Here is a 15,855-nt window from a genome sequence, read left to right on the forward strand (position 1 = left end):
CCGAGACCCGGTCGAAGCAGTCACCATCGCGCCACACCACAAGACCGCCCCGATCAACCCACCCGTCACGGTCAGGCGAGCCCGGGACTACTAAGTCACTGGTATTGTCCCTAACCTCGATCTTGCATGACGGCTCGTCAGCTTGGCTGGCAGGCCGTTTCTGCTGTGCGGGCTGGGTGTTCCTGCCTGTGGGTATGGCGAGGGCCCGGCTGTCACGTCGGGTGGGCGCCGGGTTCCACGGCTCCGGAAGTTGCCAAGTGCTCGTCGGGATGGGGCGGTGTCGCTGGTCAGCCGGGGGCTGGCAAGGCGTGTAGGCGGTCGAACGCGCTGGTGATCACGCCGTCGCGGACCTCGCCGTGTGGCTCGACGGCTGGCGTCCAGGCCGAGGCGGGGATCTTCAGCACGGCCGAAGCGTAGCCGTTTGGGTTCCCATCGGCGGGCAGGGCCGGCCGGTGATGATGGAAGTGCGTTGCCGTCCGGCCCTGTTGCCGTCAGCATTGCCGTCAGAGGTCTACACCACTGGGAGTTTGCGGCGGGTGGCAGTGAGGGCGATGGAGCGGGCTTTGCGCGGTGCCCTGCCCGGGTTGGGGTCGGACATGGCCAGGGGGCCGTACGCTGGCCCGGCGACGGGGCAGGTTCCTGCCTGCCCGCCGTTCTGCCCCGCAGCCCCCTGGCCTTGCCCGACGCGGGCCCCGACCTGGGTAGGCCTCAGTGTTTCACGAGGGACTGAGGCGTTCTTGTCTCACACTCCGTCACCAAGACCTGAAGCCCTCGTGAAACACCAAGGCAGGTGCTCGGCCATCTCGGCCTCCAGCGCACCCTCCAGGACCAGCTTCACCAGCCCGGTGAGCAGACCGCTCTCGCCCACCAACTGGAGCCCGTTCCGTCGGGCCCATTCCACCAACTCCTCGGCCAAATCCCGGTTCTTCTCAGCGAACCGCGCCAACTCCGCCCCCGTCCGCACCTGGTGCTCGCTCTCAACGGGGCCCGGTTCGTCCTTGCTGCCCATCTGTGATCCTTCCCGGCAGAGAACCAATCTCATGCCAACTCGGGTCACACCAGGCCAGACACACAACCTTCAGGACAATCCCTTCCGCAGGTCACAGCCCTGTACAGGTGGGGCGGGTGAGACTCGAACCCACGGCCGACGGATTATGAGTCCTTTGCGGGTCTTGACGACCCTTGTCGATCAATGCTCATCCATGACGTTTTTGCAGGTCAGAGCAGGTATACCGTGTCGGCATCCCTTCGCCTTTGCCGGTCTGTTCCTATCCTTGCGTCCCGAACGCGTCCCGAATCCGCCGTTGGACAACCACAACCCGGCCCGTGCCGAGCAGTCGTCCCAGCTCGGGAAGGGGTCTAGAACTCGCCCGCAGCGGATTTCCCTTCCCACGAACAGAGGCTCTGTCCCCGGAATCGGGGCAGAGCCTCTATGACCGAACTCAAGGGCCAAATGTCTACAGCGAGTAGATCTGAGGATTCAGGCGGATTCTCTCAACAGGCCCTCGGATAGCAGCAGAACGGGTACGCGTTCATCACGCAGCAAGGCAGAGCGAACGACTCGCCCAACCTCACCCGGACCTTCACCACGCTCCTTCGCAAGGCCGACCTCCGCCGCATCCGCTTCCACGACCTCCGGCACTCCACCGCCACCCTCCTCCGGGAAGAGGGCGTCGAACTCGTCGCCATCATCCTCTGGCGTCCTGGGACGTCAGTGCCCCGGCCTTAAATCATCTCTCTCCTGGGCCAAGGAATGCGTCCAATTTCGATTCCCAGTCTTCCGATGCTAGGCCAGCGTCCATCAGCAGATCTCGCCAGTCCCCCTCCAGAATCTCCAGGGCCATAACCAGCCTGTCGGTGTCACCCCTGGATACCAAGATGACACCAGCCAGGATACGCTCGCCGGCATTGCCGTCGAACGATTCAACCTTCAGGTCGTTGAGAATCAAAATTACGGCTGCCGAGTCGGCAGGGAAAACCTGTTCAATCTTCCATGCGAGCCGCTGAGTAACAGGCATATGACTCCATCATGATCAGAAAGTTGTGAGATGAAAATTTGCACCCTTGCTGGGGACGGAGCAGGTAATCTCCGTCGCGAGTATATCCAGCATTCCGCAATTGCCCCAACTCTCTGGAGAATATCGTTTCTCTTCCGCTGGGAGATTTAAGATTCCCCCACTCCGAACTTGCTATATAAACCTTCTGTCGACTATCTATTGCGCCTTGAATCCATTGATCGTTCTGCTCAATAGTCAACTTAGAGAGCCTGAGCACCTCGTGATCTTCCCAATCTACTGCAACATCGACGTCACCCTCCTCGGCGTTCTTCCCTTTCCGCCCTATGACAGCGTACTCATCCGTGGATTTCGAAGGAAGAACCGTGCATTGGGAATTGTGAACGAGTACCGGAGTGCCACCCGCCAGCACATAGTACGTATGGAGCTGGTCAACGGCGGGTTGTACACAGCCTACGCTTCGGTGCATCTGGATTCGGACCGAACCGGCGATGGCGACGCCTCCATTGGGCATCTGAGGCGCCCGGAGAGGGTTACGTCGAACACCAGCTCCGTCCGGGACCCCTGGATTGGGAACAACTCAAGCTCCGTGAACTTTTCACCTTCGCGCCGAAAATGCAAAACGCTCGGCCGGGAAAGCCCAACCGAGCGCCTGCATAAACTTCTCGCAGCCTGAGCAAACTGGCCATGCGGGGCCATGCCCCTAGAGTCCGCCGATCCCGGCGAAAAACGGGCCACTCTCAAGCCTGGAGCAGATGAGCCGATTATTCTTTTTTATCAGCATTTAGCCAGGGGGCACGAGGTGCACTATCAAGCCATTTCTCAACTTTCACTACGGAAGATCTAAGAGTCTCCGTGAAGTCACTATCAGGCATCACGCCACACTTCCACGGCTCCCAAGATTCCATCAATTCATCGATCAATTCGGCGTACTCAATCGCCAGATCAGCCGGATCGCACGAGAGCTTGACCGATCCCTTCTTCACTACCTCGCCATACCACCAGTTGAAACGCAGCTCTCCAGCAATCGCGCGCACAGCAAGATCATCGACCGCAAATCCCAAGTATGGCTGATGTGTAAGCATGTCAGTCATGGCCAGGCGCACATCTCACATGTTTTCTCGCGGAAGATGATGCTTCTTATTCGCCATCGAATGCCTCTCTCGCCCACCGCATTAGCGCTCCAGCGCCGGTCGGCATATCGCCACCTCCCGCATTTGCAACTCGCGAGCAATAGACCAAGCAACTATTGCGCCTAAGATCGTAATCACCTTGTCCACCGCTGCCCCAATAGGACTTCTTAGCGTACCTAATTGCTGCGTCCGCATCGGAGAGGTCAAATGTGGTGAACCAGCCTGCCCGCCCCCACCCCGACGGGCCGAAACGGCCCGCCGGATGAACCGGCGGACCGTCACGAAAGATCGAGGCTATTCAACTGCGACAGTAAGCATCCACACGCTCCAGCCAGTCATCCCCTTCAAGGTCAGCATCCCAAAGCAGATCTCGCCAGTCCACCTCCATCAACCTCAGCGCTTGCAAAAATCGGTCCACATCGCCACCGGAAACGATTATTACAGCCGCCAGAATCCGTTCCGATACGCCACCCGGACCGAAAATCCTGACCTCGGAATCCCCTAGCATGGAGCACACCGTCTCGGCATCAGATCCGAACTCTCGAAGGATTTTCGCTGCCAAGCGCTCGGTGATCGCCATTTTAATCCTCATGTGAAGCCGGAATCGGCAGCCGAATCATCTATTCAGGCGGAAGCAGGTAGTCGCCCGACCTATAGTACCCGGCATGGCGAAGCTGCCTCAACTCTCGCGCAAAGACTGACTCGCCCTTCCCACTGGCCCTGAGCAAGTTCTCCTCCGTTTTCGGGGACGCAACGTAGACCTTCTGCCTCTTACCAATGATCCCTTGGATCCACGTGTCATTCTTCTCGGGCTTCCACGTGCCTTCGGGCAGGTCCAATACCTCGTGGTTTGGCCAGCTCTTAGCCACCTCGGTGTCCCCTAGGCGCCCGAGAACGGCATACTCGTCGGAATGCGTCGAGGGGAGCAAAGTGCACGATGAGTTGTGGACGAGTACCGACGTGCCTCCTGCCAGCACATAGTACGTGTGGAGCTGGTCAATGGTGAGGTTGTAGGCGGTGGTCGGTTCGGTGTGGTAGTTGCGGACCGATTCGACGGTGACCGTGGCGCCGTCGGTTGTCCGGAGCTGGTCGCCTGTGTGGAGATCTGCCGCGGCGGTCCACCGTTGGGTGGTGATGTCCCAGTACGGGTGGTGCTGGGTGGACGTGAGGTTGGCGGTCGACGACGGGGTGCTGCCGGTTGCCGTCGGCGGCTCTGGTTCGCCTGTGGTGGTCAGTCTGAGGTCGGTGAAGTCCTTGTCGTCGGGGGTGATGATGGTCTGTGTGACGTGCTCGCCGCCGGTGGTGCCGGTCTGCGGGTCTGTCGCGGTGACCGTGTCGCCGGTGGCCAGTTGGTCGATCGGTTTGGTGGTTCCGTCGGCGAGGAGGATTTTGGTGCCGGCGGGGAAGCTGTTGCTGCACGCGGCTGCTCGTGCAAGTGTCGGCGCGCCTTCAGCGATGGCACCGCCCAGGGCCCCTGACGCGGCGCCTTCGATGGCTCCGCCCGCTACGGCCTTGAGTTGGCCTGCTGTCGAGTGGTCGGCGCTGCCGTCGAGGAAATTATTGAGTCCTGCTCCGATGACGCCGACGGCGGCGCCGCATCCGGCTGCGGCAGCTACCGCGGTGGCGCCGCCGGTCTCGAGGGCACCGGCTGCTCCGCCGCCGTAGCAGAGGGCACCGGCTGCGGTCTCGATCGCCGTGATGACGAGGGCTCGGACTATGGGATGGTCGGTGGTGAAGTTGCGTACCCGTGTGGCTCCGTTGCTGGCGTGGCAGCTGATACCCGAGACCGACAGCCAGCCGCCACACTTTTTGGTGCCGCGTCCGTTGCCGCTTCCTCCGTGCCCTGCGCCGTTGCTGCTGCTTGTCGACTCCGAATGAATGGTGTAGGTCGTTGGGTCGTTTCCGAAGGACACCGCAGTGTCGTCGCCCCGTTTGTTGACCACCATGCAGTCGTCACAGTGGGGGTCCCGGATCTGGATCAGACCGCTGGCGTCGCTGCTGTTCGTCGGTTCGTTACCGCTGTAGGCGTAGCCGTTCCACTGTTGCGGATTGGCGGCGTCGAGAAGCGGATCGGGATTGAGGAAGCGCCCGGTGGTGGGTTGGTATTCGCGGGCTCCGAGGTTGGTGAGGCCGGTGGCGTCGTCCTTGGTACCGCCGACGAAGCCCTTGTCGCCGGCCCAGGTTGTGGGGTCGGGCTGGGTGCCGCGGGGGTTGCCGAAGGGGTCGGTGGGGCGGCGGGTGACGCTTTGGCTCGCGTCGGTGGCGATCTGGACGCTGTTGGTGCCGTGCGGGTCGGCGGCCTGGTAGACCAGCTGGCCGCCACCGGTCGCCGCGGTGACGCGGGTAATGGTGAGGCCGCCCGGTGCGTCGTAGTACCGCACGTCGGACATCGATCCGGATGCGCTGTCCAGGGTGAGCTCGTCCGCGCCGATGTTCAGCGTGGTCTTGCCCGGGTCGCGGCGGATCAGCTGGTTGCCGTCCGCGTCGTACAGGTACGACGTGCCCTGGGACTGCCCGGACTTGGTGATCGAGTCGAGTTTGTCCTCACCGTTCCAGGCCAGAGTGGTGGTGCCGGTGGTGTCGGTGACGCTGGTGGTGTTGCCCATCGCGTCGTACTGGTAGGTGGCCGCCTTAGTGCCGCCGGCCGACTTCGTCGAGGTGGACAGCAGGGCGTGCGGGCCGCCGGTGCCACCGCCGCTGTTCGGAGCGCTGGTCGGTGTGTTGACCGACTTCGCGGCGCCGAAGGTCTGGGTGGTGGTGATGTCGTTGGCGGTGTTGCCGGTGACGTCGTGCTGCACCAGGGAGGTGCGGTTGCCGGTGTTGTCGTAGGTGTAGGACTGCCAGTACGGCGCCGGTCCGCCGACGGTGGTCTTGGCAGGGGCCTTCACACCGCTGGTGGGGCTGGTGTTGGTGCATCCGCCGATGCCGGGGACGGACGGTGCGGCCTTGGTGCTGCTGCCCGCGGTGTCGGTCCAGGCGGTGGTGAGCCGGCCCAGGTAGTCGTAGGTGAAGCACTGGTTGTCGGTGACGGAGGCGTTCTGCAGGTCGGTCACCGAAGTGATCTGACCGGCGGGGTTGTAGGTGTAACTGCTCTGGTCCAGCGACGTGTTACCGGTCTGCCGGTCCAGGGAGGACGTGACCACCCGGCCCGTCGCCCAGTCGTACTGCTGGGTCGAGACGACCTGGGTGCCGTAGTCGCCGACAGTCGTGCGGGTGGGCCGGCCCAGGGCGTCGTACTGGACGTCGGTGACCAGGGCGTTGTTGCCGCCGGAGGCGAGCAGCAGACCGGTACTGCTGTACAGGTAGTCGATGCCTTCGGCGGGCAGACCGCCCACCGCCGGCAGATCGGTGTGCAGCAGCGTGCCGAGCACCGGCGTGTACTGGTTGGCCGTGGTGTAGGTACCTGCCAGTGCGCCTTCGGCGGAGGGGATGGTGACGCTGGTGCCGGTCGGCCGGTACATGGTGTCGTAGCCGGTGACGGCCTGCGTGTACGCCTTGCCCGCCGCCCCACCCACGTAGCGGGTGGCGGAGGCGGGATAGCCCTTGGCGTTCGGCACGGTGTCGTACGTCCAGCCCGCGAGCTGGTTCGCCGGCGCCACACTGGCCGCATATGTCCCGGTCTTACGCCCGAGAACGTCGTAGCTGTACGCCAGCGTGTTGCCCTTGGCGTCCGTGGTGGCGGCGATCTGCGAAGCGACGTCGTACGTGGTGCTCGTCGTACCGGTGTCCGGATCGGTCACCGAGGTCTGACGGCCTCGCAGGTCGTACGCGTACGTCCACGTGTTGCCCGACGAGTCGGTGCGCGACGACGGGTTCCCGCCCGGGGTGTAGTTGTACGTGGTGACGTCCGCGTCGGCCGCGTTGCCCGTGGCTGTGCCACCGTGGTACTGCCACAGGGCGGTGGTACGTCCGCGCACGTCGGTGAAGGTGCTGGTCGCGCTGCCGCCCTGGGGCGGGGTGACATCGACGCGGTCCGCGCCTGGATACGCGGTGGTGGAGGACCACTGCGGCTGGGCGTAGGACATGAACGCCTGGGTCAACGGACGGCCCATGCCGTCGTAGGAGGTCCAGGTCTGCGCCGGGACCTGCGAGTCCTGCGGCGCGTAGATCGCCCCGTTCGGCTGGTTGGCGCTGTCGTAGTAGGGCTGCGACGTCTTGGTGGCCCAGCCGTGCGAGTCGTACACCGTGTCCGTGATCAGACGGCCGGCAAGGACACCGATCGCGCTGCTCTGCGTCTGACGCACGCGGCCGAGACCGTCGTACAGCTCGTTGGTGGTCTGGTAGCTGCCGTCCTCGTTGATCGTCTGCGACGTGACAACCGTGGGGGCGGTCACTCCGTTGACGGAGTAGGAGAACTTGATGTTCGGGCTGAGGTTGGTCGCCCGGTCCGGCCGCCATACCGCAGTCAGCCGGCCCAGGCCGTCGTACTGCTCGGTTGTCGCGTTCCCGTTCGCGTCGGTGGACACCAGAGGAAGCCCGCGGCCTGGGTCGAAGGTCTTCGAGGTCGCCCAGGACGCGCCCATCGGACCGGTCAGCGTGGCCTTCGTCGGCAGGGCACCGGTCGCCGGAGAGAACGTCGTGCTGGTCGTCGCGCCGTCAGGACCCGTGGTCGAGACGGTACGGCCGTAGGCATCGAACGAGGAGGTGGTCAGCGTCGCGAACTGCGCCTGGCCACTGCCGTCGTAGGAGTTGATCGCCTGCGTGCTGGTCGGATCACCCGTGCCGCCGGTCTGGCCGAATGGCTGGCCGTCGTACAGCGTGCGGGTGTCCTTGACCGTGTTCGTCGCGTTCAACGTGGTACCGCACGCACCCGCGACCGAGCGCACCTCGGACACCAGCCCCAGCATCATCGGGTTGCTGCCCGTGGCGTAGCCGGTGGTGGTACAGACCTCGGGTACGGCACTCGTGCCGTCGCCCTGGTCGTCCGACTGGACCAGCCGGTTCCCGTTGGCGGGATCCGTGGTGGACACGGTGTCGGCGGTCCGCCATGTGCCGCTGGACAGCCGGGACCACGAGCTCTCGGTGGTGCTGGTGCTGTCGTAGCGGGCGACCAGGTCCGGCATGCCGTTCTGCTGGTGGTGCGTCGCGGTCGTCACCGGGTTGGCGGTGACGGTCGCCGAAGCGCCCACGGCCGAGCCGCCGGCCTGGGTGAACGTCTGACCGCCGAGGAGGCTGCCCGAGCGCCAGTCGTCATCCGTGGCCGTGACCGGGCTCGCCCCGGGGTAGGGGGTGAACGAGGCCGAGACGCTGCGGCTGGTGCCGTCGGCGAGGTGATCGCCGTTCATGCCCCGCAGGTACGTGCTGACCTGCTGTGTCTTCGGTGCCTCACCCGAATTCCCAGTACCGGTGGTCGTGGTGACCGTCTGGTAGCCGCGGAAGTCGTCCCAGGTGCGGGTCTTGGGGTCGGTGAACTCGGCGTCGTCGCGGTGCCAGGCGGCGCCTCCACCGTAGGTGTAGTCGGTGACCTTGATCAGTGACGTCCCGGTGATCGCGTCCTGCTCGCTCACCTCCGTCACCAGGTACTTGTTGAACCAGTCGTTGACCGGCGTGGTGGAGGAGGAGCCGGGCAGGTACCAGTGCACCGGCATACACGCCATCGTGTTGGAGTCCTCGGACGCCGGCATGTGCTGGTTCACCCTGGAGCATTCCGGCGCGGCGTACACCACGTTGATCTGCCCGCCGGTCTCCGTGGTGATCTGCTGGATCCGCGGCCGGTAGAACGCCGGCGCCGCGGGCACCAGGCCGTCCACCCGGTTCGCCAGCTCACGCGCCGTGAAGCTCACCTTCGGCAGCGTCACCGCTGTCTGGCCGTCCGTACCCGTGTGCTGGATCGAGGCGAGCCACAACGACGGCTTCGTGCCGTCGCCCGGGTCGGGGAAGGTGTGGTTCAGCGCCCATGAGTCCACCGTCGTGTACGAGCTGCCCACCAGTACCTGCGTACTGATCTGCGACAGCATGAGCGGCGACCAGAAAGTCGGCGAGTAGTTCGTACAGGTGCCGCTTGAGGCACAGGCCTGGTCCAGCGGAGAGTCCGGCCAGTTCGCCTGGTTCGCGGTGGTGCGCTGCGCGGTCGTACACGTCACGCTGCCCGAGGCGGTGCACCGCTCGGCCACGGCGAACAGCACCTTCGCCGCGGCGTTCGCCGCCCCATTCGCGGCTATCTGGTCGGGCAGCCGCTGGCCGTAGCCGATCTGCCTCAGCTCGGCCGAGCGGATGTACTTCGTCAGCGTTCCGCTGCCGTTGTTCTGTCTGCCGCCACGGCTGTAGTAGTTCAGGTCATGCTGGTACAGGTAGTTGGTCAGGTTCTGGTGCGGGTCCACGACGTAGTCGAGGTTCCACCGCCAGCCCTCCTGGCACCAGGAACCCGTGCCGGTGGAGGAGTTGTAGCAGTCGTCCCCGCTCTTCGGCGAGTACACCGGCATGTACTCCACCGAGTCCGCCGCCTTGTCGCTCTGATTGCCACCCGGCAGGTGGTTCAGACCGAAGTAGTACTGCGTACCGTCGGTCGTGGTGATGCGCCAGTATTCGCCGTTGCGGGCCTCGTTCGCCGCACCCGACAGCTGCTCGATCTTCGTGCCGTCATCGCCCTGGATGTGCCAGGCACCGGTGGTGTCGTCGCGCACCAGGGGGCCGGAGTGACCGCCGAGACTGAGCCTGGCGTTCTGGCCCGCCCAGCATTCGTCCCCGGAGTTGGTGATGCCGTCCGTGTTGCAGCCCTGGTAGGAACGCTCGATGAACCCGGGCTGGTAGTCCCAGCCCTCGCCGGCCCAGGACGCCTGCGCGTTCTGTGCCGATGTCTTGCCGTCCACGGTCGAGGAGTCGTACGACAGCGACACCGACGGCGTCGCGCCGCCCATCGAGGCTGGAGTCTGGATCGGGTACGAGTAGGAGAAGTCCCCGATGTTGGAGCCGGCGCCCCACTTCGTCGACGGCGACAGCGGTGAGGCGGAATAGCCGCCCATCGTGCCGTCGGACGACGCGGTCGCTGCCAGGACCATCGTCGGCGAGGCGGTCGCCGAGCTCTGGGCGAAATCCTGGAGCCCGCCGGAACCGCCACGAGCCGACAGGGAACCCTGCACCGCCGTGGACGAGTCCCTGACTGCGGGGAGCGTGACCTCCGCGGTCAGCACCCCTGTCTCCGGATCCACGCTGGAGGCCACCGGGGTCTGCTTCTGACACCCGATCTTGTCAGGTGTGGTCAGCGCACATGCCGGCAGAGCCACCAGACGTGCCCGGTCCGCCCAACCGATGCCCTGGAGGGCCTTGAGATCCAGCGCGACCTTGACACTGTGTCCTGCTGAGCCGGCGGCCTGCGTATCCGTCAGAGCCACGACCGGGCCGGCCACACCTGCGGCCTTGCCCTTGTCCGCACCGGTCACAGCGACCTGTACGGCGTGCGCGGAACTCCCCTCCCCCGCCGCCAGCTTCACGGGAAGTCGCCCGGCCTGGATCGCCTGTCCACTGTTCAGCGTCACCGACGCCGATCCGGCCGCCACAGGAACCAACGGCGCGGACGGCTTGAAGTCCTTCGGCACCGGGAACGCCGGAGCCTTCGGCTTCGCCGGCACGAGGTTCTTGCCCTTGACGGATTTCTGTCCCGCCAGCGGCGTCTTGGGCGTCCATACCTTCCCGTGCGGCCGCCGCGCGGCCAACGCCTCGGCCGATGGAGCCGCCAGCATCGTCGTCAACACCGCCAGAAGGCTGAAAAGCCCCAGCCATCGGTGTCTTCCCGACAACCATCTACCAACCGGCGTCTGCCGGTGCCAAGCCCCCACGAAGCATCTCCCGCATGTCACACAAGATTCACAATCGCACAATCGAGCGATTGCCGAGGCGACCTTAAATGGCTGCACGGGCACAGCACCAGCACCAATGTGCTTACGATCAATGCTTTGCTTGAGCTTTGCTGTCGATACGATGATCTATCAGGACATCTCGGTACGACGCAATCTGACTTCTTATCAGAAGCCCTCCCGGGGCCTTCCGGGCGGCTTGAACCCGGACATCCTGACCATCTCCACGGCCTTGTGCACCGTCAGGCCCCGAACCAGTCCGGGCTCGCAGCGCAGACACTCAACTGATGTCCGATCCGGCGGCGTTCGCCAAAGGGCCGCGAGGTGCGAAGCCCGGCACGCCGCTTACGACTCGTAACGGGATCAATCACCCCGGCCCACATGCAACGTGTCGTCAAAGCGGTTTGACGAGGGATCAAGTGACCGGCCATCCTTCCGCCTCGAATGCCTGCTCACGGTGGGCTGTTGAGAGAAAATAAGGAATCATGACGAAATCGGGCCAAATATTGCGGTAGTCGATGCGTTGACCACCGAGACGGCTATTACACAAGTCAACCCGGACGGGACGCTGACCACCACCGACCACATCCAGCCCGTACGCACCAAGCGCGGTGGGGCGTGGGCGGATCTGGACGCAACGCTGCACAAGAACGGTGACGGTACGCTGAGCCCGGCCGTCAGCTCCACAGGCCTGACGATTTCGGGCGGCGGCAGCAGTCCGATGGCCACCGTCACCACGGCTGACGGCAAGAGACTTGCGGTCAGCCCACCTTTCACGCTGCCCGCGCCGACCCTCGAAGGCTCCAGCGCGACCTACGCCAACGTGCTGCCGGATGTGGACCTTCGGGTCACCGCGCTGCCAACGGGGGGCTGGCGCGATGTCATCATCGTGCACACAGCAGCAGCTGCGGACCCGCAGCTGAAGAGTCTGCGTTTCCCGGTCAAGGCCGAGGGCCTGAACGTCTCAGCAGATGTAGCCGGCAACCTCACCGTCAGGGACAACGACGGCAAGGTCCGGCTGGCCGCGCCGCCGCCGCTCCAGTGGGACTCCGCTATACCAGCCCCTGCTGCGCCCGGTGCACGGCCGGCGGTCAGGAGCCGTTCGCTGGCGGCCTCGCCGCACACCGTCCCGACGGCCGCCAAGCCCGCCTCCAGCGCCGAGGCGCCGGGCGAGCAGGCTCATCAGGCCCCGATGGGTATCACTGCCGACAACAGCAGCCTGACTCTCACCCCGGACCCGCAGACCTTCGGCAAGGGCACCGGCCCCTGGTACCTCGATCCCACGATCGGTGTCACCGGCCAGACGCAGGCCTACGCCGAAGTCCAGGAGTTCCACTCCGACTACACGTACACCAGCGGTATGAGCGATCTCGGGCTCGGCTACTGCGACTACAGTGACTGCACCGGCATCGGCCGCGAGCGGGTCCACTACCAGATCGGCACGCCGTCGGCGCTCCTCAACCCGCCGTCCGGGGCCCCTCCGGCCCGGTCGTTCACGACTCCACTCTTTCCCTGCAAGCCACATCCGCATCGAACCCCAGTGGGTCGACGGTCGTGCAGGCGTACGACAGCGGTGGCATCGGGTCGGGCACGACCTGGAACAACCAGCCCTGTGGAACCGACAGTTCGCCAGGCCCGCACTGCGGCTACGTATCCTCATCGCCGTCCTTCACCGGCACCGGTGCGGTCAACCTCGACGTCACCAGCATCATCAAGACAGCTGTTGCATCCCGATGGAGCAACTGGACTCTGATGCTCGCGGCCGGCGACGAGAACGACGACGCCATGCGACAACAGCGACGCGGGCACCTTCACCGCCGCGCCTGCGAGCAGCACCACTGGCTGGAACGGCGTCCAGGTCACCCATCGTGCGTCGCTGCTCGGCGGCAAGGCGGTCGACGACCTGATCGTCCACCCCAAGGGTGATCCGCAGCTGTACCTGTACCTGTACGAGAACGACGGGCACGGCAACTTCAATGTCCGGACGTCGTTCTACAAGTCCGGCACATCCAGCAACTCCGCCGTCACCTGTCAGAACGTCAACGGAGTGACCATCACCTGCCCTGCCGACTTCGGCGGAACCGACTGGTCCACCACTACCCAGATCCTCGCCCTCGGCACCCCCGACGGCGAGAACACCGCCGGCCCGAACGGCACCACCGTCCTCACCCAGACCTCACTGCTCGCGGTGATCAACGGCCAGCTGTGGCTCTTCCCGCCGGGCGCCTCCACCGCCCGGCTGCTCAAGCCCGTCGACCGTGAGGTCTCCACTGCCAACACGTGGGGCAACTACGACCTGATCGGTCCCGGCCCGGCCAACGGCAACAACCAGCCCACCCTGTGGGCCCGTGACAAGGTGGCCGGCACCATCCACGCCTATCCGCTCACCAAGAACGCGGACGGCACCGTCAACTACTCCGCCCTCGCCGACCCGACGACGGGTACCATCGCGAACACCGGCGGGGTCTACCCGGCCACTTTCCCGACAGTCGGCTCCTCGGGCGACATCACCGGTGACGGCATCCCCGATCTGTGGGCAGTCACCGCCGACGGCAAACTCGTCGTCTGGCCCGGCCAGAGCGTCGACGGCACACCCCACACCGCGGTCAACAACTTCAGCGCGCGTGCCACGCTCGCCGATCTCCGCGCGCCGCTGGGCCACTGGCGCCTCAATGACGTGGCCGGAAGCACGACGGCCGCGGACACCACGGGTCAGCATCCGCTGACCGTCCAGGGCGCCGCGTTCGGCTCCGACACCGTCAACGGCAAGCCGGCCACCGTCGCGGCGTTCAACGGCTCCAGCTCCACCATGACGGCGGGCGGCTCGATCATCGACACGACCCAGTCGTTCACCGTGACCGCGTGGGCCAAGGCAACCGCCTCCGGTGGTGTGGTCATCTCGCAGGACGGCACCAACGCCAGCGGCCTTCAGCTCTGGCCGTCCAACATCGGCGGGGGCAGGGCGGAGTGGAAGTTCGGCATGGCCGCTTCCGACGCCGCGAACCTCGATCCAGAGCGGCACCAACCCCGTCAAGTGCATCGACAACACCAACGCTGCAACCAGCAATGCGAACCCGGTGCAGATCTGGGACTGTTACAACATCCCGGCACAGCGCTGGAGCGTCTCCAGCTACGCCCCGGTGTCTCTCGCCCCGCTGCCTGGGACCTGACGCGCCAACAGAACCGACATCGGAGTAGGCCCCCAGCGCGTTCAGCCGCGTCGGGGGCCTACCCCGTCCGTGCCCGTGCCCGAACACAGGAACGGCTCCTTCGCCGTTGAAAGGATGAGCAGGGCCCGAGCGTCGTTGGGTCGGTTATCCGAAGGCCGCGATGTTCCGTGCAACCCACTGGGCGAAGGTGCGCGGTGCGCGGCCGAGGACCTGCTCGACGGCGGGACTGATCCGCTGCTCGGCGGGGTTGGGTTCGCCGAGGATGTCGAGGGTGGTCTCGACCACGGGCTCGGGCATGAACCGCAGCATCTGTGCGCGGGCCTCGTCGCGGGTCTGCTCGATGAACCGGATCGGCTCGCCAAGTGCGTCGCCGATCGCCTCGGCTCGTTGCCGGGGCGTGCTGAGGGCGGGCCCGGTCAACTCGTAGACCTGCCCGGCGTGACCGTCCTCGCGCAGGGCTGCGGCAGCGACCTCGCCGATGTCGGCCGGGTCGACGGCCGGCAGGCCGACGTCACCGAACGGCGCGGCGACGGTCCGTCGGGCGCGGACCGACTCGATCCAGGCGTACGCGTTGGAGTCGAAGCCACCAGGCCGCAGGATCGTCCAGTCCATGCCCGACTGCCGGACGGCGTCCTCGAAGGCCCGTCCCGTGCCCCCGTGGGAGGACGACTGCGGTCGGGTCGCGACTCCTTGGGAGGACAGCAACACGATCCGTCCGACTCCGCCGGCCTTCGCGGCGTCGAGGATGTCCCGTGGGCGCAGCAGGTACGCACCGACGCCGGTGTCGTGGAGGAACAGCGCGTCGGCGCCGTCGAAAACGGGCCGAAGGCTCTCGGGGGCGGCCAGGTCCGCCTGCCAGTGCCGGACACCCTCGGGCACGGCCACGCCCGAGACCCCTCGGGACACCACCGTCACCTGCTCACCGGCTGCCGCGAGTGCCTGTACGAGCGGCCGGCCGACGTTCCCGGTGGCTCCTGTTGTCACGATCATGATCAGCTCCCATTCCGATATGCACTGTGGTCATTCACATATGCACTGTGGTCATTCACATTGGTTGGCGCTGCCGTGCCTTCCGGCTCACGGCCGTCGGCCGTACCACGCCACGAGCCGGTCGATGTCCGGCGCGTCCGCATCGACGTCCACCGCTGCGGCGAACGGCACCCGGCCGCCACGCGGTTCGGCCGGAACGGCGCGGCGCATGGCCGCAAGGGAGACCGCCAGCACCGCCGGGTCCCACAAGGGGCGCTGGCCGGTCGCGGTGGCCAAGTCCCAGGTGTGCAGGGTGAACTCAGTGGTGTAGACGACGATGGCGGCCGAACCCGGCAGGGTGCCGAAGGGCAGGAGTAGCGGTCGGCCCAGGATCGCGGGCTCCGACCACACGGCCTCGACCTCACGAGCGGCCGCGTCCCACACCGCCGCCCAGTCGCCGTCGGCGACGTCGTCCGCGAGGGCCGGGACGCTCAAGGGGTCACCGCCGCGCCCGATCACGGCGACCCTGCGCAGGACGGCGACGAGATGGCCGGACATCTGTCGGACCGTGTACTCGGTGCAGGGCGTCGGCCCGTCGAACTGGTCGGCACGGACGGCGGCAAGCGTGCGCCCGGCCAGGGCGACGGCCTTCGCGAAGCCCGGACGGGGGTCGGCGGCGGTTGCGAGTGTGGAGGTGACGGCGGTCAGCGTCCCGGCGATGTTCGCGGTTTCGGTCATGACCCCCATCCTGAAAGCCAAACAGGCCATCCTCTGG

9 protein-coding genes and 1 pseudogene are annotated in these 15,855 nt (G+C 65.8%); 3 read left to right on the plus strand and 7 right to left on the minus strand.

Features of this window, described 5'->3' with window-relative positions; genetic code table 11:
* Positions 1-742: 742 nt before the first annotated feature.
* Entirely contained in the window at positions 743-1,009 is a 267-nt protein-coding gene (locus tag P3T39_RS21815; RefSeq protein ID WP_280700158.1) for a hypothetical protein, read from the minus strand.
* A gap of 504 nt (positions 1,010-1,513) precedes the next feature.
* Between P3T39_RS21815 and P3T39_RS21820 the strand changes: the two are divergent.
* Positions 1,514-1,684: pseudogene (locus P3T39_RS21820) on the plus strand (tyrosine-type recombinase/integrase); the annotation flags it as partial.
* 46 nt (positions 1,685-1,730) lie between these two features.
* Here the strand turns inward: P3T39_RS21820 and P3T39_RS21825 are convergent.
* From P3T39_RS21825 to P3T39_RS21840, 4 genes are all read right to left on the minus strand, one after another.
* Positions 1,731-2,018: a hypothetical protein gene (locus tag P3T39_RS21825; RefSeq protein WP_280700159.1), complete on the minus strand. Its 288-nt coding sequence runs from the start codon at positions 2,016-2,018 to the stop codon at positions 1,731-1,733.
* A gap of 761 nt (positions 2,019-2,779) precedes the next feature.
* On the minus strand, positions 2,780-3,109 hold the full coding sequence (locus P3T39_RS21830; protein ID WP_280700160.1) for a hypothetical protein: 330 nt from the start codon (positions 3,107-3,109) through the stop codon (positions 2,780-2,782).
* Between the two features lie 337 nt (positions 3,110-3,446).
* Complete coding sequence (locus tag P3T39_RS21835; protein ID WP_280700161.1) at positions 3,447-3,728, minus strand: hypothetical protein; 282 nt, start codon at positions 3,726-3,728, stop codon at positions 3,447-3,449.
* 40 nt (positions 3,729-3,768) lie between these two features.
* A complete protein-coding gene (locus P3T39_RS21840) occupies positions 3,769-10,923 on the minus strand; it encodes a polymorphic toxin-type HINT domain-containing protein (RefSeq protein ID WP_280700162.1) in 7,155 nt (2,384 codons plus the stop codon).
* A gap of 541 nt (positions 10,924-11,464) precedes the next feature.
* On the opposite strand from P3T39_RS21840, the gene P3T39_RS21845 reads away from it, so the two are divergent.
* On the plus strand, positions 11,465-12,694 hold the full coding sequence (locus P3T39_RS21845; RefSeq protein ID WP_280700163.1) for a hypothetical protein: 1,230 nt from the start codon (positions 11,465-11,467) through the stop codon (positions 12,692-12,694).
* 294 nt (positions 12,695-12,988) lie between these two features.
* On the plus strand, positions 12,989-14,221 hold the full coding sequence (locus P3T39_RS21850; RefSeq protein WP_280700164.1) for a hypothetical protein: 1,233 nt from the start codon (positions 12,989-12,991) through the stop codon (positions 14,219-14,221).
* A 34-nt stretch (positions 14,222-14,255) separates the two neighbouring features.
* Here the strand turns inward: P3T39_RS21850 and P3T39_RS21855 are convergent, their stop codons facing one another.
* Both P3T39_RS21855 and P3T39_RS21860 read right to left on the minus strand, forming a co-directional pair.
* Entirely contained in the window at positions 14,256-15,101 is an 846-nt protein-coding gene (locus tag P3T39_RS21855) for an NAD(P)H-binding protein (RefSeq protein ID WP_280700165.1), read from the minus strand.
* 87 nt (positions 15,102-15,188) lie between these two features.
* Entirely contained in the window at positions 15,189-15,818 is a 630-nt protein-coding gene (locus P3T39_RS21860) for a TIGR03086 family metal-binding protein (RefSeq protein ID WP_280700166.1), read from the minus strand.
* Positions 15,819-15,855: the final 37 nt, after the last annotated feature.

The organism is Kitasatospora sp. GP82 (assembly GCF_029892105.1).
GTDB lineage: Bacteria > Actinomycetota > Actinomycetes > Streptomycetales > Streptomycetaceae > Kitasatospora.